Source organism: Frankia sp. CpI1-P, from assembly GCF_001421075.1.
In the GTDB taxonomy this organism is placed as follows: Bacteria; Actinomycetota; Actinomycetes; order Frankiales; family Frankiaceae; genus Frankia; species Frankia torreyi.
This window is the reverse complement of record NZ_LJJX01000018.1, coordinates 101,040-120,116: the sequence shown is the minus strand read 5'-3', so window position 1 is coordinate 120,116 and position 19,077 is coordinate 101,040. Positions and strand designations below refer to the sequence as shown.

The 19,077-nt window shown below is 72.5% G+C and carries 10 protein-coding genes and 12 pseudogenes; 3 read left to right on the top strand and 19 right to left on the bottom strand.

Features of this window, described 5'->3' with window-relative positions:
* Positions 1-546 precede the first annotated feature (546 nt).
* The 6 genes and pseudogenes from FF86_RS48420 to surE form a co-directional block, all read right to left on the bottom strand.
* A pseudogene (locus FF86_RS48420) lies at positions 547-1,697 on the bottom strand (polynucleotide kinase-phosphatase); the annotation flags it as partial.
* A 1-nt stretch (position 1,698) separates the two neighbouring features.
* Positions 1,699-3,141 (bottom strand): annotated as a pseudogene (locus FF86_RS48415) (polynucleotide kinase-phosphatase); the annotation flags it as partial.
* A gap of 53 nt (positions 3,142-3,194) precedes the next feature.
* Positions 3,195-4,396: pseudogene (locus tag FF86_RS14245) on the bottom strand (3' terminal RNA ribose 2'-O-methyltransferase Hen1); the annotation flags it as partial.
* A 1-nt stretch (position 4,397) separates the two neighbouring features.
* A pseudogene (locus tag FF86_RS48410) lies at positions 4,398-4,613 on the bottom strand (3' terminal RNA ribose 2'-O-methyltransferase Hen1); the annotation flags it as partial.
* A 1,099-nt stretch (positions 4,614-5,712) separates the two neighbouring features.
* Positions 5,713-7,173, bottom strand: a 1,461-nt coding sequence (locus FF86_RS35900; protein WP_206778942.1) for a hypothetical protein, incomplete at its 3' end; no start/stop codon positions are given.
* Between the two features lie 126 nt (positions 7,174-7,299).
* Entirely contained in the window at positions 7,300-8,277 is a 978-nt protein-coding gene (surE, locus tag FF86_RS14235; RefSeq protein WP_055866735.1) for a 5'/3'-nucleotidase SurE, read from the bottom strand.
* Positions 8,278-8,409: 132 nt separating this feature from the next.
* Here surE and FF86_RS14230 point away from each other — a divergent pair, with 132 nt between their 5' ends.
* Positions 8,410-8,961, top strand: coding sequence for a hypothetical protein (locus FF86_RS14230; protein ID WP_044885297.1), 552 nt, complete (start codon positions 8,410-8,412; stop codon positions 8,959-8,961).
* Between the two features lie 153 nt (positions 8,962-9,114).
* Here the strand turns inward: FF86_RS14230 and FF86_RS31915 are convergent, their stop codons facing one another.
* The 13 genes and pseudogenes from FF86_RS31915 to FF86_RS48365 form a co-directional block, all read right to left on the bottom strand.
* A complete protein-coding gene (locus FF86_RS31915; RefSeq protein ID WP_082121885.1) occupies positions 9,115-9,294 on the bottom strand; it encodes a keywimysin-related RiPP in 180 nt (59 codons plus the stop codon).
* A 218-nt stretch (positions 9,295-9,512) separates the two neighbouring features.
* On the bottom strand, positions 9,513-9,884 hold the full coding sequence (locus FF86_RS48405) for an ABC transporter permease (RefSeq protein ID WP_313954337.1): 372 nt from the start codon (positions 9,882-9,884) through the stop codon (positions 9,513-9,515).
* Between the two features lie 144 nt (positions 9,885-10,028).
* The coding region (locus FF86_RS48400) for an ABC transporter permease (RefSeq protein WP_242418753.1) at positions 10,029-11,489 on the bottom strand (1,461 nt) is incomplete at its 3' end.
* Between the two features lie 632 nt (positions 11,490-12,121).
* A complete protein-coding gene (locus FF86_RS14220) occupies positions 12,122-12,865 on the bottom strand; it encodes an ABC transporter ATP-binding protein (RefSeq protein WP_082121884.1) in 744 nt (247 codons plus the stop codon).
* Between the two features lie 212 nt (positions 12,866-13,077).
* A pseudogene (locus tag FF86_RS14215) lies at positions 13,078-14,687 on the bottom strand (ricin-type beta-trefoil lectin domain protein); the annotation flags it as partial.
* Between the two features lies 1 nt (position 14,688).
* A pseudogene (locus tag FF86_RS48395) lies at positions 14,689-14,749 on the bottom strand (hypothetical protein); the annotation flags it as partial.
* A 1-nt stretch (position 14,750) separates the two neighbouring features.
* A pseudogene (locus tag FF86_RS48390) lies at positions 14,751-14,813 on the bottom strand (hypothetical protein); the annotation flags it as partial.
* A gap of 1 nt (position 14,814) precedes the next feature.
* Positions 14,815-15,035: pseudogene (locus FF86_RS48385) on the bottom strand (serine/threonine protein kinase); the annotation flags it as partial.
* A 1-nt stretch (position 15,036) separates the two neighbouring features.
* A partial coding sequence (locus FF86_RS62405) for a hypothetical protein (RefSeq protein WP_255355793.1) occupies positions 15,037-15,111 on the bottom strand: 75 nt, incomplete at its 3' end.
* Positions 15,112-15,251: 140 nt separating this feature from the next.
* Positions 15,252-16,086, bottom strand: a pseudogene (locus FF86_RS48380) (ATP-binding cassette domain-containing protein); the annotation flags it as partial.
* Position 16,087: 1 nt separating this feature from the next.
* A pseudogene (locus tag FF86_RS48375) lies at positions 16,088-16,359 on the bottom strand (excinuclease ABC subunit UvrA); the annotation flags it as partial.
* 1 nt (position 16,360) lies between these two features.
* Positions 16,361-17,039: pseudogene (locus FF86_RS48370) on the bottom strand (excinuclease ABC subunit UvrA); the annotation flags it as partial.
* 88 nt (positions 17,040-17,127) lie between these two features.
* Positions 17,128-17,729, bottom strand: a pseudogene (locus FF86_RS48365) (excinuclease ABC subunit A); the annotation flags it as partial.
* A gap of 241 nt (positions 17,730-17,970) precedes the next feature.
* Here FF86_RS48365 and FF86_RS14205 point away from each other — a divergent pair.
* A complete protein-coding gene (locus tag FF86_RS14205) occupies positions 17,971-18,204 on the top strand; it encodes a hypothetical protein (RefSeq protein WP_044885293.1) in 234 nt (77 codons plus the stop codon).
* On the top strand, positions 18,201-18,935 hold the full coding sequence (locus tag FF86_RS14200; RefSeq protein ID WP_044885292.1) for a hypothetical protein: 735 nt from the start codon (positions 18,201-18,203) through the stop codon (positions 18,933-18,935). The genes FF86_RS14205 and FF86_RS14200 overlap by 4 nt, the downstream gene beginning before the upstream one ends.
* The last annotated feature ends 142 nt before the right edge of the window (positions 18,936-19,077 follow it).

Below are 19,077 nucleotides of genomic sequence, written 5' to 3'. Positions count from 1 at the left end.
GTACTGCACCGCCGGGCAGATCGAGCGGCTGGTCCGGTGTGCCCGGCAGGCCCGCGGGCAGGAGCGGACCCGCCGGTCGGCGCCGCGGCTGGCGTGGCAGTACGACGACGACGGCATGCTCCGGGTGAGCGCGGTTCTTTCTCCGGACGACGGTGCTCGGCTGCTCGCGGCGTTGGACGCGGCCCGGGCGAGCCTGGACACCACCAGCCCCCTCGACACCGCCGGTGCTGCCCAGGCCGGTGATGCCGGCGCCGGTGCGGTGCCCGGAGACGNGGAGAGCGTGGTCCGGGCGCGGGATCGTCAGCGGGACGCCGAGGCGCTGGTCGCGTTGGCCGACGGGTTCCTCGACCGGCAGGCCCCCGGGCTGATGGCCCCCGAACACACCCTGACCGTCCACCTGACCACGACCCTGCCCGACACCCCCACCGCCATCCACACCCCCGACGGCGGCCGACTCAGCCTCATCGACTCGATCCACGCCCTCCTCAATCCCGAGCCCCACCGCGGCAGCCGACCCGAAGACCAATGCTGATCAGCAGGCTGGGCTCACAGCCGCGGGTCGACCGGCTCGGATTCCAGGGCGAGCACGGCGAAGACGCATTCGTGCACCCGCCAGAGCGGTTCGCCGAGCGCGAGACGGTCGAGCGCCTCCAGCCCGAGGGCGTATTCACGCTGCGCCAGCGAGCGCTTGTGCCCAAGGCCGCGTTCCCGCAGGCGTTCCAGGTTGGCGGGCTCGGTGTAGTCCGGGCCGTAGATGATCCGCAGGTACTCCCGGCCGCGCACCTTCAGCCCCGGCTGGACGATGCCGCGGCGGCCGACGGTCAGGTTGGCCGCGGGCTTGACGACCATCCCCTCCCCGCCCGCCGCGGTCAGCTCGGTCCACCACGCGGTCGCCGCCGCGACCGACTCCGGCTCGGTGGTGTCGACGAAGATCCGCCGGGTCGGCGCGACCAGGTCGGGATCGGCGGCCACCAGCCGGTCGGCGAGGTCGAGGTGCCAGGCGTGCGGCCGCCCGTGGTGGGCCGCGCCCTCGCTCGCCAGCACCTGGAAGGGGGCGATCCGAACCCCGCGCAGGCCGTCGGTGGGCCACTGGTAGCGCCGGTAGGCGGCGCCGAAGGCGGCCGCGTTCGCCGCCCGGGATCGGGTTCGGATCAGCAGGTCGCCCACCTCCCGACCGCCCCGAGCCGCCTGCTCGAGCAGGTCCACCGCGACCGGCAGGGACGCCCGCGCCGCCGCGCCGACCGCGGCGTACTGCTCGCGCAGGAGCTGCCCGGCCTTGGCGCTCCAGGGCAGCAGTTCGGCGTCGAGCAGCAGCCAGGAGGTGTCGAGCTCGTCGAACAGCCCGGCCGCCTCGGCGGCGGCGCGCAGCCGGTCGACGAGCTCCGCGGTGAGCTCGCCGGGGAAGAACGGCCGCCCGGTGCGGGTCCACACCGCGCCGGCCCGGTCGTCGGGCGCGCCGAAGCGGCCCCGCGCCGCGTCGAGCGACCGGCACACCAGCGCGACCGCCCGCGAGCCCATGTGCTTCTCCTCGCAGACCACCGCGGCGACGCCGGCGTCGCGGTAGGCCTCGAAGGCCTGGTCGGGGTGTTCGAGCAGGTCCGCGACGGTGGAGGTGGCCACCGGGCTCATCGTCGGCGGCAGGTGGAGCAGCCACCGCGGGTCGATCGCGAACCGGCTCATCACCTCCAGGGCGGCGGNCGCGTTCCCCTCCCGCACGCTGATCCGCTTCTGGTGGCGCGTCTCGACGACCCGGGTGCCCAGCACGTCGGTGAGGTCCAGGACCTCGGGATCCCGGCGGCCCACCGCGACGGATCCCGCCGCGGGCCACTCGGCGGCGTCCGCGGCCTCGGGGTTGGCCGGGAACGGCCGCGCCGGTGCCCAGTAGACCTCGGCCGCCGGCACCGCGACGAGCTCACGTTCCGGATAGCGCAGGGCCGACAGGCTCCCGCCGAAGACGCACCCGGTGTCGACGCAGAGGGTGTTGTTCACCCACTCCGGGGTCGGTACGGGCGTGTGGCCGTAGAGCACCGTCGCCTTTCCCCGATACTCCTGCGCCCACGGGTGGCGCACCGGCAGGCCGTACTCGTCGCTCTCCCCGGTCGTCTCCCCGTACAGGCAGAGCTCGCGGACCCGCCCGGAGGCGCGGCCGTGGTAGCGCTCGGGCAGGCCGGCGTGCGCGACGACCAGCCCGCCGCCGTCGAGCACGTAGTGGGAGATCAGCCCGTCGAGGAAGCGTTCGACCTGCGCCCGGAACGGCGCCGGCTCCGTCGCGAGCTGCGCGAGCGACTCGGCCAGGCCGTGGCCGATGCGCACGTCCCGACCGCGCAGCGCCCGCAGCAGCTTGTTCTCGTGGTTGCCCGGCACGCAGAACGCCGCGCCGGCGGCGACCATCCCCATCACCAGCCGCAGCACCCCCGGGGTGTCCGGGCCGCGGTCGACGAGATCACCCACGAAGATCACTCGACGGCCGTCGCGGTGCGCGGCGCCGACCGCTCGGCCCGCCTCGTCCCGACCCAGCGTGTAGCCGAGTCGGTCCAGCAGCGCCTCCAGCTCCGCGCGGCAGCCGTGGATGTCACCGATGACGTCGAACGGGCCGGTCTCGTGCCGCAGGTCGTTGAACAGCGGTGTCCGGGTGATGCCGACGTCCGCGATCTCGCCTTCGCCGCGCAGCAGGTGGACGGTGCGGAACCCCTCGCGCGACAGCCCCCGCAGCCCGCGCCGGAGCTGGTCGCGCTGGCGGCGCACGACGTGCGGGCCGAAGTCGCGATCCGCGCGGCTGGCGTTGCGTGCCGCGCACACCCCCTCGGGCACGTCGAGGACGATCGCGACCGGCAGCACGTCGTGCTCGCGGGCAAGGGTGACCAGCGGGCGGCGCGCGTCCGGCTGGACATTGGTGGCGTCGATCACCGTCAGCCGACCGGCCGCCAGGCGCTTGCCGGCGATGTAGCGCAGCAGCTCGAACGCCTCCGGCGTCGCGGACTGGTCGTTCTCATCATCGGCGACCAGTCCGCGGCAGAAGTCGGACGAGATCACCTCGGTGGCCCGGAAGTGCGTCCGCGCGAACGTGGACTTCCCTGAGCCGCTCGCCCCGACCAGCACGACCAGGCTGAGCGCGGGAACGGCGAGCTGACGCGGCGACGGNAACGGCAACGGCAACGGCGACGGCGACGGCGACGGCTCGGTGCGGTCGGGCGTCATGCGGCCACCGCCCGGCTGAAGACGGCCAACTGCGTCGGCGGCCCGACCTCCGGGTCGTCCGGGCCGATCGGCAGGTGACGGACGGTGTAGCCGTGCTCGGCGGCCACCCGCCCGGCCCAGGCGCGCAACTGCGCCCGGGACCACTCGAAGCGGTGGTCCCGGTGGCGCATCGCCCCCGCGGGCAGCGTGGCGAAGCGGACGTTGTGCTCCACGTTCGGGGTGGTGACGAGCACCAGGGCAGGGGCGGCGTACCCGAAGACGGTCGCCTCCAGGGCGCCGAGCCGCGACGGGTCGACGTGCTCCACGACCTCCATCAGCACCGCCGCGTCCAGTCCGGTCAACCGCTCGTCCCGGTAGGTCAGCGAGGACTGGATCAGGGTGAGGCGGGCCCGCTGGGAGTCGCTCATCCGTTCCACCCCCAGCCGACTCCCCGCGATGCGCAGCGCCCGCGCGGACGCGTCCGCGGCGACGACGTGCTCGATGGTCCCCTCCGCGAGCAGGTCCCGGGCCAGCAGACCCTCGCCGCAGCCGAGGTCGCCGACCCGGCGGGCGGCATGCGACCGCAGCACGGCCAGCACCGCGCCGCGGCGCTGCTCGGCCAGGGAGAGCGGACGGTCCGGCGGGTCCAGGTCGACGGCGCCGGCGAGGGCGTCGTCGAGCTGCTCGGGCTCGGTGTCGTCCACCTCGGCGAGGCGGGCCAGTGCCGAACGGGTCAGCTCGCGGCGATGGGACAGATAACGGCGGGCGATGAGCTCGGACTCCGGATGGCTCGGCAGCCAGTCGGCACCGGCCCGTAGCAGCTTGTCGACCTCGTCACCGCCGACCCGGTAGTGCTTCGCGTCGTCCAGGACCGGCAACAGGACGTACAGGTGGTTGAGCGCCTCGGCGAGCCGGACCGTCCCGCGCAGCCGGACGTCGAGGTAGGGCGACTCGCCCCACTCGGGAACGTCGGGATCGAGCGGGCCGGTCGCCACCGCCACCTGCCAGCCGAGCGGCTCGAACAGGCGACGCGGCAGGTCCGAGCCCGCTCGGGAGGCGACCGCCGGCACGTGGATCTCCAGCGGGATGGCCGTGGCGGCGAGCTCCGGTCGCGCGTCGCACCGGCCGGTCATAGCCGTGCGGAAGACGTCCTTGAGCGCCATTGCGAGCATGCTCGACGCGGCGTACGGCCGGTCGTTGACGTACTGGGTGAGCGCGANCCCCTCCCCCGCCGGCCCGGCGCGTCCGCGCACGAGTCTGACCGGATCCACCTCGAGCAGGAGGGCGACGGTGCACCTGTCGCCGGTCGTCTCCGGGTAGAACACGTGCGCCGTGCCCATCGGCTCGGTGAACGAGTGCACCCGGTCCGGATGCTTGTGCAGCAGAAACCCGAGGTCGCGGGCCGGCGGGTGCGTCGTGGCGATGGTCAGCAGCACGACTGAACAGTCTTGCTCAGACAATCCCCCCGCGTCGCATCAGTTTTCGGCCTGCCTTGAGGGCAAGGAAGCTCCCGAACGGTCCGGATCATGCCCGGCCGGCGAGCACCGCGGCTGCCGCCGACGGCGTGCGCAGGGCGACGGGGGTGACGGCCTCGTCGAGGAGCCACACCGGCCGGTCGCCTTCGGCCAGCTCGCTGCCGAACCAGGACGGCGGACTGGCCTCCCGATCCAGGAACGCCTCCGCCTCGCGGGGTAGCCGGACGTATTCGAGGGTGCCGTCCTCACCGCGGCGGTGGTCGGTGACCGACGTGACGAGCACGCGCGCGGCGTTGGCAGCGGCGAGGAAGCCCAGCAGGGCGATCCAGACCGCGTCCGGGTCCGGCAGGGCGAGGACGACGGGCTCCACCGCCGACAGATACAGGTTGCCCTCCCTGGCTACGAGCTGCCAGAGCAGGAACGTCACGAGCCCCATCGTCCGCGTCAGCACCTCGTCCCGGGTGGCCGGATCGGCGGGATCGGCGCCGGTCACGTCGAACTCGACTCGTTCCCGCCCGCGGGGCACCCAGGTGATCTCGTTGGTGGTGATGACGGCTCCCCCGGTGGGGGTGAGGTCGTCGCGGGTGATGCCCAGCAGCTCGAGGGGGACGTGGTGGACCCGTCCCGTGCGGTGCGGGGCGAGGTGGCGCAGCCCCTGGTGGGAGGCTCCGACGTAGGGCCGCGCCATCATCTCGAGTCCGCCGACAATCTCCCGCTGCAGAGGGAAGTAGTTGAGCCTGGCACATTCCATCCACAGGCGCAGCGCCGGATGGCGGGCGGATCCGACGATCAGGTCGTTGCTGATGCCGATGTCGATCGACAGGATGTTCAGGGTGAAGCCACAGGTGGAGGCGGCGACGGCCGCGAGCAGCTCGGGGACCGAGCCGGGGTGCCCGCCTTCCGGTGATCCGGCGTCGAACCGGATGTCACCGTCGATGTAGAGACCCCCGAAGGTGTGGACGAGTTCCACCCGCAGATGATCGGTCGCGCTCGTGTAGCCGCGGGGACGCTGCTTCGCCATTTCCAGGNCGTACTGCGGACGCAGGTACAGCGGATGGTNGGCGTGGAAGACCTCGTCGACGTTGACCAGCGCCACGTCGTTGTCACGGGCCCAGGTCGCCAGGGTGCGGACGTACCGGAGCGGGTCGTCCGCGCCGACCGGGGGGGCGGGCTCGGCCAGGACGGCCGCACACTGCGCACGCGGGATATCCGTCCACAGCACCACGGTGACCTGGCCCGCGTATCGGCGGGCCGCCGCGCCGTAGTTGTCGCGGAAGGCCGTCCGCGCGGGCATCGGCTGGCCCAACCAGATTCCGTGCACCACATGCGGTATTCCGACCACCTCCGGCAGCAGCGGCACCCCGGTGTCGGCCGCCTGCCCCCAGCGCCGCTCGTCCGCCGAGCGCCGCGCCCAGCTGACAGCGCCGCGGTCGGCCTCGAGGGATTCCTCCGACAACTCCTCGGCGCTCGGAACGGGGCGGGTCATGCTGATGCGGCGCAGGAACGGCGCGACATGCTCGGGCCGCAGGTTCCCGATGTCGACGCCGGCGAGGAAGGCCGGCTCCGGGGGTGGTCTGCGCAGGTCGAACAGGTCCGCGCCCAGCCTTGCGGCCAGCACCCGTTCCGCGTCGGGGGTGTGCAGCGGCGCGCAGATCAGACGGCGCAGCCAGGACAGCGTCTCGCCGCGGGGAGCCTCGAGCGGCCAGGCCGCCGGGCGGCGGTTCGCCGCCCGGCCCATCCGACCGGCCAGGTCGACGCCGCCACGCACGCTCGCCTGCCGGCGGCGCTCTGCCTGCTGGTCGGTCAGCCGGGCCTTCGCGGTACGCACCATCGCGGCGATCCGCGCGTGGCCGCTGGCCTCGCCGATGCGAGCGAGCCGCGCCGCGAGCACCGGCCAGTGGACGAGCTCCGACTCCGACAGCAGGCGTGCGGCGAGGCGGGACGGGTCCGTCTCGGGACCGCCCGGTCCCGACGGCGTCAGCACGCTGTCGAGTCGCCGGCGAATGGCCGTGAATTCCCGCTCCACGGACGGTCCGGCAGCCAGCGCGGCCGACCAGCGCCTCGCCGCCACCCGGGCGGCCCGGTCGGTGAGCGAGTCGGCCAGCCGCGACATCCGACCGACGGCCGCGGCCGCGGCGACGACCTGTTCCACGGTCAGGTCCCCGACGAGCCGGCCTGGCGCGTCGCGCGCCGTCGGGTCGAACCCGAGCGTGTGACAGGCCGCACGCACCCGGTCCGCGGCGGACTGCTCGGCGGCGGACGCTGCGCCGGTGGCGAGGGTGCGGCGCACCACCTCCGACTCTGCGAGCAGTCGCGCCGCGCGCGGCGTGTCCAGCGCCAGCGTGAGGGCGGCTCGACCCGTCAGCCGCCGGTCGAGGTCCGCCGCCGCCTGGTAGCCCGCCTCCTTCAGGTCAGCAAGGCCTCGGGCGTAGGCCACCGCCTCCGCGACCAGTGCGGTAGCCCGGGCCGCGCCCTCGGCCGAAGGCCCCTCGAGACCCATCCGGGTCAGAGTGGTCACCATGTGACAAGGAGCGCTCGGATCATCGCNCATCTCCCCTCTGCCCAGGACCGGCCCCGGATGTCGTCGCACATCTGGCACGTTCGCCGGGCACGAGGGAGTTCACGAAGCCCGAGAGAATGTCGACCGTCAGAGCATGCGGTGGAGCCAGCTCTCGGTGGAGCCGTCCACGTCCCGGTCCGCCTCCAGTGGGGTGAGGCTGACGTATCCGTCCTGGACGGCACGGGTGTCGGTACCCGCGGGAGCCGCCTGGTCGTTCGGGGTGAGCCCGATCGTGTAGGTACCCGGCTGTCCCGCCTGCCCGCTGGTCGGCGTGTAGCCAAGGTCGAGGGCCACGCCGGTATCCAGCGTGGTGGGCCGGACCCCTCTGGGGGGCAGCACCGAACCGGGTTTGCCGGTGGCGGGGTCGACGGGGCCGGCCAGGAGCGGGTAGTTGACGTTGAGACCGACTCCCGGGGGCATCAGCGCGCCGTGCTGCGACCGGCCTTCCAGCCGCGCGACGAGATCCGCCACGTAGGCGGCCGAGCTCTTCGCGGCGACGACCGTTCCCTCCCGCCAGGTGCTCGAGGTCTGCAGGCTGACCGCGATCGCGGGCACTCCGAACTCGAGCGCGGTCGCGGCCGCGTTGACGGTGCCCGAGTGGTTGACCGCCTGACCGAGGTTGTTGCCGGGGTTGATCCCGGAGACGACCAGGTCGGGCTTGGCGTTCGTGAAGACCTGGTCGAAGGCGAAGAACACGCTGTCCGAGGGTGATCCCGGGGTGACCGTCCACACCGATGGCTCGGGCTTGGCGACCGTAAGCTGCAGCGGGGGTGCGGAGATACGACCGCCCTGGCCGCTCTGGTCGGTGCCGGGTGCCACGACGACGACGTCATGACCGGCGGCCTTGAGGGCGTCGCGCAGAGCGACGATCAGTGGGGTGTCGGAGCCTCCGGTGCCCCGCCATCCATCGTCGTTGGTGAGCAGAATGTGCAACGGACGCACGGGGGTGACTCCGTGCACGGGGGCGGTCGCACCGGGACCCGCCGCCGACGCGCTCGGCGCTATGCCGACCAGGGAACAGAGGAGGGCCGCGCCGAGGACGGCCGAGATTCTGCGCTTCTTCATGCCGTGAACCTAGAGCCGGCGGGACGGCGCGTTTTCCGACTTGGAAGAACTTTCCGCAAAGAACAGCGTAACTTTTGGTTTGGAAGTACCCTGGCAGCCGCCGTTTTCTCGCCTGAGCACGATGGAGCTTGCATGCCCCGGCAGACCGGTCGTCACTGTGCACTCGTTCTTCTTGTCCTGGCCTGCATCGTCGGCTGCTCGGGTTCCGGACCCTCGGCTTCTCCCTCGCCGGCGGGTGGCAGCACCACCGCACCTGCCGGGCCGAGTCGTGTCAAGAGCTACCACAACATCGCCGAGCTGAAAGCCGACTCCGACGCGATCGTCCGAGTTCAGGCGACCGACAGGACCCAGACCACGGTCATCTCCGGCATACCATTCACGATCACCGACGTACATGTCACGGAAGTTATCCGCGGCACGTTGCCCAGCACCATCCGAATACGGCAGACCGATACCGGCGGCGTCGGCGGGGACGACATCCTGAAGCCGGGATCCTCCTATCTCCTGTTCCTGGAAAGGTTCGCACGCGACGGCGAGGACGTCACCAACCAGTACGCAGTCGTCGGCGTGGCGGCCGGGCTCTATCTCGAGGACTCGGGCCAGGCCAGCCATCAGGACACGGAATCACCGCAGCTACCCCAGGTACTCCCCGTCAGGGATCTCAAAGCACAGATCAACGGTTGACGGCGGGCCCGGTATCGCTTCCACGTCGACCAGGGCGCCGCCGGACCCAGCGACCGGAAACGGCGAGTGGCGACGGCCGCTCGCCGGCTCGTCGCCACTCGGTTCCTGCTGGTTGATGATGTCGGACTGGTGAGCTGGTGGGCTGGTGGGCTATCAGCCCCAACCACCCCAACCACCCCAACCGCCGTGGCCCCGGTGGCCCCAGCGGCCCCAGTGATGCCGGTGGCCGCCCCAACCACCCCAGCCCCAGCCTCCGAAGAAGCCGATGAAGCCGGTGGCCTTCCGGAACGATCCCTGATCCTGGAGGGCCGGCGCCTCATATGTCGCCTTCATACCTTTCCCATCCGAGTGTCGAGCCAGTCACCCTTGGGGTGCTCGGCCAGCTCTGGTGGCTGCCGTCGCTGTCCGGCCTCCGGCGTCGGCTCCCCACTCATTGACCGTGCAACTTGTGAACCTGCAACTACAAGCCTGCATCTCCGGGGTCCAGCTACGGTTCACTCACGGTTCAGTACCGGCCGGAGGCTGCGGGCGTCATCGGGCGTCATCGGGCGTCATTCGCGGACCCCGGCCAACTCCGCGGGCGGGCGGCGCAGCAGCAGCGCGGCGGGAACCAGGCTGGCCAGCACGGCGGTCGCCAGGCAGGCAAGGATGATGGCGCCCAGCGGCAGCCACGGCACGGCGACCGGCACGGAGGGCGCCAGGTCGGCGAGACCGTGGCGGGCTCCCGCAGCGGTGACGGCGGTGACGACAGCGGCGAGCAGAACGCCGACACAGGTGACCAGGACCGCCTCGATGCCGACCAGGCCGAGTACCTGGCGGCGGGTGGCACCGGCCAGGCGTACGGTCGCGAACTCCCGCGCCCGGTCTCTGGTCGCCATGACCAGTGTGTTGGCGATCGCGATGCCGGTGTAGACCAGCGCCATGCCGAGCATCGCGATCGCCCCCTGCCGGTTGGTACGGGCCTCCTGCTCGCCGGCGGCCGACAGGTAGTCGTCGGTTTCGACCACCGTGGCGCCGCCAGCCGAGGCGATCGCCGCCGCCCCGGCGCGGGCGGCCCCTACGGTGGNGCCCCCCGCGGTGACAACGCTGTCGGCCGCGAACCGCAGGTAGACGGTGTCGGCGACCTGGCTTGCGTGACCGCGCCGCAGGTCCCACGGGAGCAGGACGGTCTCGTCGAGATCGAGCTGGCGGTCGAACACCGCGACCACGCGCAGCCGCACCGGGGTCGCATCGCCCAGCCAGATCTCGGCGGTGTCACCCAGCTTCCAGCGTCCGGCCGGAACGGCGATCGTCGCCGTGCCGGTGAGATCGGCCAAATTCCCGTCGACGACGGGAAGGTCGAGCACGGTGGCGAGATCCGCCCCGGTTGCGTAGCGACCGGTCCACTCCTCGGGTTCGCCTCCTGCGCTGACGTAGACGGGGTCCTCGGTGACCGGGATGGCGGCCGCGACGCCGGGGACGGCCCGAAGGCGGGCAACCGTCGGGTCGGCGAGCCCGGCGCCGCCGCCGGGAACGGCCACGGCGTCGGCCGTGATCCGATCATGGGCGGCGCTCTGCGTGGCGGCCTGGAGGGTGCCGAAACCGGTGAGCGTCGCGCTGGCGATGCCCACGGTCACGAGGACGGGCGCCGCCGTGGCCGCGGTTCGCCGGACGGCGGTGACGGCGCTGTGGCGGGCGAGCAGGACCACCCCACCCGACGACGCGGCCAGCGGCGCGGTGAGCAGCCGCACCACCGGCGGGACGACCAGCGGAGCGAACATGGCGCAGGCCACGACCAGCAGCATCGCGGACAGCAGGACCAGGGCGATCGCGTCTGACGAATGGACGGCTGACATCGCCACGAGCATCGGCACGCAGCCGCCGAGGGCGGCGAGACCGACGACGACGCGCGCAAGGGTCATCGGCCGGGGGTCCACGGCCGCTTCCCGCAGCGCGGCGATCGGTGCCACCCGCCCGGCGCGGCGCGCCGCCAGCCAGGCGCCGAGCAACGCGACGACCAGCCCGACCCCGAATGCCGCAGCGACCGGCCAGAAGACGAACCGGGCGGTGAAGTCGCTCGGGGTGAACCCCGTCCCGGCCAGCCATCGCGCGAACCGGGGGGCGAGCATCGCGCCGAGTGCGCCGCCGACGGCCGCGGCGAGCACCCCGACGACAAGCGCCTCACCGAGCACCAGCCGGAAGACCTGGCGCGGCGTCGTGCCGGCGGCGCGCAGCAACCCGAACTCCCGACGCCGAGCGTCCACCGCGTAGGTGAACGTCCCGGACACCACGAAGATCGAGACGAAGGCCGCCAGGCCGGTGGTCGCGGACAGCAGGGCGATCGCGGTTTCCCGCCGGTCGGCGTCCGGGTCAGGCTCGGCGCGGGCTCGGCTGTTGCCGCGCAGCACCTGTACCGCGTCGCCGTCGCCGACGCCGACGGCTGCGCGAGCCTGGTCGGCCAGCGTCGGCACCGACTCGCCCGGGCCCGCGGTCAGCGCGACCGCCTCGATCCGTCCGCCGGCAAGGTCCGTGACGACCCGGTCGACCATGTACAGCGCGGCCGGTGCGGAGGTTCGCAACACCCCGCTGACGGTGAACGTCTCGGCGCCCCGAGCCGTCAGAACGGTGACCTGATCACCGGGACGGTGCGCGGTAGGCCCGCTGAGCACGACCTCCCCCTCGGTGCGCGGCGCCGCGCCCGCGACCCAGGTGTAGTTGTGCAGCCCGGCGGCGGACCNGGGGTGGACGGTGTCGCCCGGGGCACCGGCCACCACCGCGTACGCCGCGGCATCCGCAACCATGCGGACCGGGCTCGCCGCCGTCGCCGTCGCCGTAGTCGCCGCCGTTGCCGTAGTCGCCGCCGTTGCCGTAGTCGCCGCCGTTGCCGAGGAGAACATCGCGGACAGCCGGTCGACGAGATCGGCGGGCAACCCGCGCGAGCGCTGCGTTCGCACCGTCTCGGTCTCCCGGTCGTCGCCGGAGCCGGTGGTGACACTCACCGTCGTGGCGCCCGCCACGACCACATCCGGGGTGACGTACCACCTCGGGCCGGTGCCGGGCCCGCCGAGCGTGCTGACGAGGGTCAGCGNCATCGCGGCGAGCAGGGCGACACCAAGCCCCAGCGCGACGAACGTACCAACCAGGCTGCTGAATCGGGCGCGAACCGTGTGCCACGCGAGGCTCAGCATGGCGCGCACGCGGTGGCCTCGAGCCCGTTCACCCGGGCGGAGACCGTCTGCGGGGTGGGATCGTTCAGCTCGCCGGCGACCCGGCCGTCGGCGAGGAAGACCACCCGGTCAGCCCAGGAGGCGGCGATCGGGTCGTGGGTCACCATGATGATCGTCTGGCCGTCCCGGTCGACCATCCCGCGCAGCAACGCCAGGACCTCCCGGCCGGTCGCCGAGTCCAGCGCGCCGGTCGGTTCGTCGGCGAACAGCACCGAGGGCCGGGTGACCAGGGCACGCGCCAAGGCCACCCGCTGCTGCTGGCCGCCGGACAGCTCGGCCGGGCGGTGATGTGCGTGACCGCCCAGGCCGACGGCGGCCAGCACGTCGCGGACCTCACTGCGGCGCGGCCGACGGCCGGCCAGCCGCAGCGGCAAACCGACGTTGAGCTCGGCGCTCAGCGACGGCACGAGGTTGAACGCCTGGAACACGAAGCCGATCCGGTCGCGACGCAGCAGGGTCAACGCGGTCTCGTCCAGGCCGCCGATCGGCTCGCCGTCGATGAGGACCTCGCCCGTGGTCGGCCGGTCCAGCCCGGCGGCGCACTGCAGCAGGGTGGACTTGCCCGAGCCGGAGGGCCCCATCACCGCGGTGAAGGTCCCGCGGCCGAAGTCGAGGGTCACCCCGTCGAGTCCCGCCACCGTCGCCGACCTGCGGCCGTACACCTTCCGGACGTCGCGGAGCGCGACTGCCTGCGTCATGGGACCAGCGAACCAGCCCGGCGAACTCGTGGCATTGGTGCCGACAGGCATCCCGAGGGTATGGCTGGCCCCAGGGAGTCCTTGGGGTAAACCGCCGCAGGCCCGGCCGCCGGCCACCGGAACAACACGGTCAGGGCGGCGCCACGGCATTCCTCGACAAACCGTTCACCGCCGCCACCGGCACAGCTTGGAGGGCCTGGACNACAGCCGCCCTAGCCCCAGCGCTGGTAGTCGCCATTGTTGCAACCCTGGGTGTAGACGCGCCCATCGGCGTTGCTGTCCAGGCATTCACCGGTGGCGGCGTTTCGGAAGGTCACTCCAGCACTGTCGCTGGACATGGTCCAGAGCTGCGCGGCCCCGCCGTCGCAGCCGGCGGCGTACACCGTGCCCTGGTATCTGGTTCCGTCCGGCGCGGGATTCACCCTGCTGCCCACGCAGTTATTGGTCTGGAAATTCCTCAGCCGCACCCCACCATTCCCGGCCGCGTACACCCAATGCTGGTAATTACCCTGATTGCAGCCCATCGTGTAGACCTGCCCCTGCTCATTGCTGTCGAGGCAGCTATGGGTCGCGACGTCGGCGTAGGTCCTGCCGAGGCCGCCCTGCGCGGGCGCGGCGGCGGCGGCCGCGGGCGGCGCCGCGGCGACGGGACCGGCCGCGCGCGGCGGGGGCAGGGCCGTCGGGTTCGCCGCGGGCCTGGCGGCCGCCTGTGCCGGTGCCGCCGCGGACCCCGGCGCCAGCCCGGACGCCGGCGCCAGCCCGGACGCCGGCGCCAGTCCGGACGCCGGTACCGGTGCGGACCCCGGTGCCAGTCCGGAGGCCGGTGCCAGTCCGGAGGCCGGTACCGGTGTCGACGCGGATGCCGGCATCGATGTCGGTGCCGGTGGCCCGGCGCCGTCGGCGCGAGCGGAGGCACCGGGACTCGGGCTGGCCGCGGCGGCGGGCTGCCCCGCCATCGCCTGCTGGTCCCTGGCCCGTGCCTGGGTCAGGAGCCGCTTGGACGGGTCGGACGACGAGCCGGTGGTCGACACGACGGCCGCAGCCGTGGCCGCGATCAGCACGACGATGCCGAGGGCGACGACGAAGAGGCGACGTCGGTGCCGCCCGCTCGGCCCGGCGGTGGCATCCCCAGGTCGGTCGGGGCCGGAGCCGCTCGCATCGGCGTCGCCCGGCGGGGGCGATGCGGATGCCGACGGCGGCACTGGCACCTGCTCGTCCGGCACACCGTTGCCGACCGACGGGGGCGGCGTGATGTCAGGCGACGAGGTGGCGGGCGACTCGGCGGCAGGCGACTCGGCGGCAGGCGACTCGGTGCCAGGCGACTCGGTGCCAGGCGACTCGGTGCCAGGCGACTCGGTGCCAGGCGGCAGAGTGGCCGGCGGCAGGCTACCCGGCGTCAGCGTGGCCAGCGGCGGGGTGGCCAGTGGCGGGCTCGCGGGCAACCCGTGCAGGTCCGGCAGGAGAGCCTGTAACTGATCGGCCCCGGTCCGCGCCGCCGGGTCCTTGGCGAGCATGGCGGCGAGGACGGACCACAGTTCGTCGCTGAGGTTCGGCGGGCGGCCGGGCAGGAGGTCGACGTGCGCCCGCAGGATCGCCAGCGGCGCTCGCCCGGTGAACGGCGTGACCCCGCACAGCAGCTCGTAGAGCATGAGCCCCGCGGCATAGATGTCCGCGGGCGGACCGGCGACGCCTTCCTCGATCATCTCGGGTGCCATGTAGAGCGGAGTACCGAGCAGGCCCTGCCCGATGGTCAGCCGCGTCGACGCGTCCGTCAGCCTGGCGATCCCGAAGTCCGAGATCTTCGGGCGATACCCGCCGTCATNCCGGTCGAGCAGCACGTTCTCGGGTTTGAGATCACGATGAATGATGCCGAGCGCGTGTGCGNCATCGAGCCCTGTCAGAATGTCGACAATCGTCGCCACGGCTTCCGAGGGTGGGACCGTTCGGCNCCGTATCAGTTCACGACGCAGGTCGGAACCCTCGATGAAGTCCATGACGATGGCCAGGTCCCCGCGCTCGGCGACGAGATCCCGGACCCGCACGACAAAGGGTGAGTCGACCCGGAGGAGCACCGAGCGTTCCCGCATGAACCGGGCGACGATCTGCGGGTCCACCATGAGCTCCGGCAGCAGGAGTTTGAAGGCGAGCGGCGCGCCGCTCTCGTCGCGGCNCCGCCACACCTCGCCCATCGCACCCCGACCGATCACCTTGTCCAGGGTGTAGGAACTTCCCAGCCTTCTCGCCAACGCCCGCCGCCCTCCCTGCGTTCAGCATCCCAGCGGCGCGATTCTCGCAGACATACCGGTCATATGGCGCACGCAGGTCCGATCGGACGTTAACCAGCGGAAATGCCAATTCACTCACAGCCGAGACGGACAGGCGCCGGTCAGGCGCCGACGTAGGCCGCGAGGTGCTCGCCGGTGCGGGTGGAGCGGGCGGCGACGAGGTCGGCGGGGGTGCCCTCGAAGACGATCCGGCCGCCGTCGTGGCCGGCGCCGGGGCCGAGGTCGATGATCCAGTCGGCGTGGGCCATGACCGCCTGGTGGTGCTCGACGACGATGACCGACCGGCCGGCGTCGACGAGCCGATCGAGCAGGCCGAGCAGGTGCTCGACGTCGGCGAGGTGCAGGCCGGCGGTCGGCTCGTCGAGGACGTAGACACCGCCCTTGGCGGCCAGGTGGGTGGCCAGCTTGAGCCGCTGCCGCTCGCCGCCGGACAGCGTGGTGAGCGGCTGGCCGAGGCCGAGGTAGCCGAGCCCGACGTCGGCGAGCCGGCCGAGGGCGGCGTGCGCGGCCGGCGTGCGCGCCTCGCCGGCGCCGAAGAACTCCGCGGCCTCGGTCACCGACATCGCGAGCACCTCGCTGATGTCGCGGCCGCCGAGGTGGTGGTCCAGCACCGAGGCCTCGAACCGCTTCCCTTCGCACTGCTCGCAGGTGGTGGCGACGCCGGCCATCATCGCCAGATCGGTGTAGATGACGCCGGCGCCGTTGCAGGTGGGGCAGGCGCCCTCGGAGTTGGCGCTGAACAGCGCCGGCTTCACTCCGTTGGCCTTCGCGAACGCCTTGCGGATCGGGTCGAGCAGTCCGGTGTACGTCGCCGGGTTGCTCCGGCGCGAGCCGCGGATCGCGGTCTGGTCGATCGACACCAGCGCACCGACGACCGCCCCGACGACCGCCTCGCCGTCGCCGCCCCGCGTGGACCCGGCCCCCCCGCCCGCGCCGNCCGACCCGAACAGGGCCGGCAGCGACCCGTGCACGAGCGAGCTCTTGCCGGAGCCGGCGACGCCGGTGACGACGACCAGCACCCCGAGCGGGATGTCGACATCGACGTCGCGCAGGTTGTTCGCCGTCGCGCCGCGGATCGCGAGCCGCCCGGTGGGCGTGCGCACCGTCTCCTTGAGGGCGGCCCGGTAGTCGAGATGGCGGCCGGTGAGGGTGCCGCTGGCCCGCAGCCCGGCGACGGTTCCCTCGAAGCAGACGGTGCCGCCCGCCGTGNCGGCGCCGGGGCCGAGGTCGACGACGTGATCGGCGATCGCGATCGTCTCCGGCTTGTGCTCCACGACGAGCACCGTGTTGCCCTTGTCCCGCAGCCGCAGCAGCAGGTCGTTCATCCGCGCGATGTCGTGCGGGTGCAGGCCGATGGTGGGCTCGTCGAAGACGTAGGTGACGTCGGTGAGCGAGGAGCCGAGGTGGCGGATCATCGTGACACGCTGCGCCTCGCCACCCGACAGCGTGCCCGACGGCCGGTCGAGCGCGAGGTAGCCAAGCCCGATCTCCACGAACGAGTCGAGGGTGTGGTGCAGCGCCGCGAGCAGCGGCGCCACCGACGGCTCGGCCAGCTCGCGCACCCACCCGGCGAGGTCGCTGATCTGCATCGCGCAGGCGTCGGCGATGCTGATCCCGTTGATCTTCGATGATCGAGCGGCTTCGCTGAGCCGGCTGCCGCCGCAGTCGGGGCAGGTCGTGAAGATCACCGCCCGCTCCACGAACGCGCGGACGTGCGGCTGCAGCGCGTCGACGTCCTTCGCCAGGAACGACTTCTGGATCTTCGGGATCAGGCCCTCGTAGGTCAGGTTGACGTTGTCGACCTTGATCTTGGTCGGCTCCTTGTACAGCAGGTCGTGCAGCTCCCGCTTGGTGAACCGGCGGATCGGCTTGTCCGGGTCGAAGAAGCCNCAGCCGCCGAAGATGCGCCCGTACCAGCCGTCGACGCTGTAGCCGGGGACGATGAGCGCACCCTCGTTGATCGACCTGCTGTCGTCNTACAACTGCGTCAGGTCGAAGTCGGTGACCGCGCCCCGGCCCTCACAGCGCGGACACATGCCACCGGTGCGGGTGAAGGTCTTCTTCACCGCCTTGGCGGCACCGCGTTCGACCGTGATCGCACCGCTCGCCCGGACCGAGGGGACGTTGAAGGAGTACGCGCCCGGCGGGCCGATGTGCGGCCGCCCGAGCCGGCTGAACAGGATGCGCAGCAGCACGCCCGCATCGGTGACGGTGCCGACCGTGGAGCGGGCGTCGCCGCCCATCCGCCGCTGGTCGACGATGATCGCGGTCGTCAGCCCCTCGAGCACGTCGACCTCGGGACGCGCCAGCGTCGGCATGAAACCCTGCACGAAGGCGCTGTACGTCTCGTTGATCATCCGCTGCGACTCCGCGGCGATCGTGCCGAACACCAGCGAACTCTTGCCCGAGCCGGAGACGCCGGTGAACACCGTCAGCCGGCGTTTCGGGATCTCGATGCTGACGTCCTTGAGATTGTTCTCCCGCGCACCCTGCACGCGGATCAGCTCGTGGCGATCGGCAACGTGCAGCGCGGGCGACTCCGCGCCCGTCCACGTGCCCGTGCCCGTCCCCGGGGCCATGCTCATCCGCGTCTCCATCCGTCGGGCAGCGGTGCCGGCCTGGGTGGCATTCGCTGGGTAGGGTTTACCGTCGACGCCGCACATCGAGCAGCCCTAACGTCGCACCATGGGTTTTCCGTTTGGGTTGACTGTTCCACCTGGGCCGAAACCGCCCGGCACCCCGGGCGACTGCGATGCTCTTGCGGCGATATGCGAAGCGTATGCCCAGGCACTCGGCGACAAGGTTCACGCGGCGGGCAGAGTGCATGCCGTCGTGGGGTCGGAGCTGTGGACGGGTCGGTCCGCCAACTACATAAACAACGCCGTCAGCCGGTGGCAGGACGTGGTCCTGCCCGTCCGCGACGCGCTGTGGGACCTCGCCACCCTGCTGAGCCGTGCGGCCGACGAACTCGCGAGCGACCAGGCGGCGTGGCAGCGCCGCTCGGACGCCTACGAGGATGCCGTCCGGGACCAGAACCGCCGGGGACGGGCATGAGCGAGTACCTCCGGCTCGAGCCACGATCGATGCGCGGCGTCGCCGACGACCTGGACACCGCCACCGAGGTCTCGCACCGGATGGGCGCGACGATACCCACCCTGGCCGACGGTTTCGACCTGCCGCCGGCCGTGGCCCGACAGGTGCACGCCGCCCTGGACCGGCTCGGCGCGGCCATGGGACGGGCGGGCACCGCGGTCCAGGGACTCGGACGGGACGTGCGCGCCCGAGCCGTGCTCGCCGAGCTGGCGGACGCCGCCGGCAAGCCGGGAGGACTGCCGAGCGGGCTGGCCGTGAAGCTGCGGCAGGTCGTGGAGAACTTCGAGTGCCCGCTCGACGACCCGGTGCAGAACCTGATCCACGAGTCCGCGGCCGCCGCAATGGGCGGCGCGAAGGCGGGGCTGAAGCCGATGGAGGAGGCCCTCACCGACATCCTCGACGGGCAGATCGCGGACCAGGTCAGGCAGACCGCCAACGAGCAACTGGACCAGTGCCAGCCGCCGGTCGAAATGCCCGAGCTACCTCCCCCGCCTCCCCCGCCACCGCCGCCACCGCCGAAACCCGGATTTTTCGGGAGAGCCGTCGACGCGTTCACAGACGCGGCCGACTCGGTCCTGGACGGGGCCGAGGACCTTGTGCAGGATCTGCCGTCACCGGGCGCCTCGCACACCGACGGCCCCGCCCCCTGGCTCCCGCTGCCACCGAGCTTGCCGCTCCTGCCCCTGCCCTGAGCGCTTCGCGTTTGGGTTGCGGAATTTTTGGGTTGCGGAATGCGGAATATCGCCCCGCCGGCCCTCGGGCGGTTGCCGCGGCAGTGCGTGGCAACCACCGCCCGAGGGCTGGTGGCACGTCACGGCCAGACGTATCCCAGCG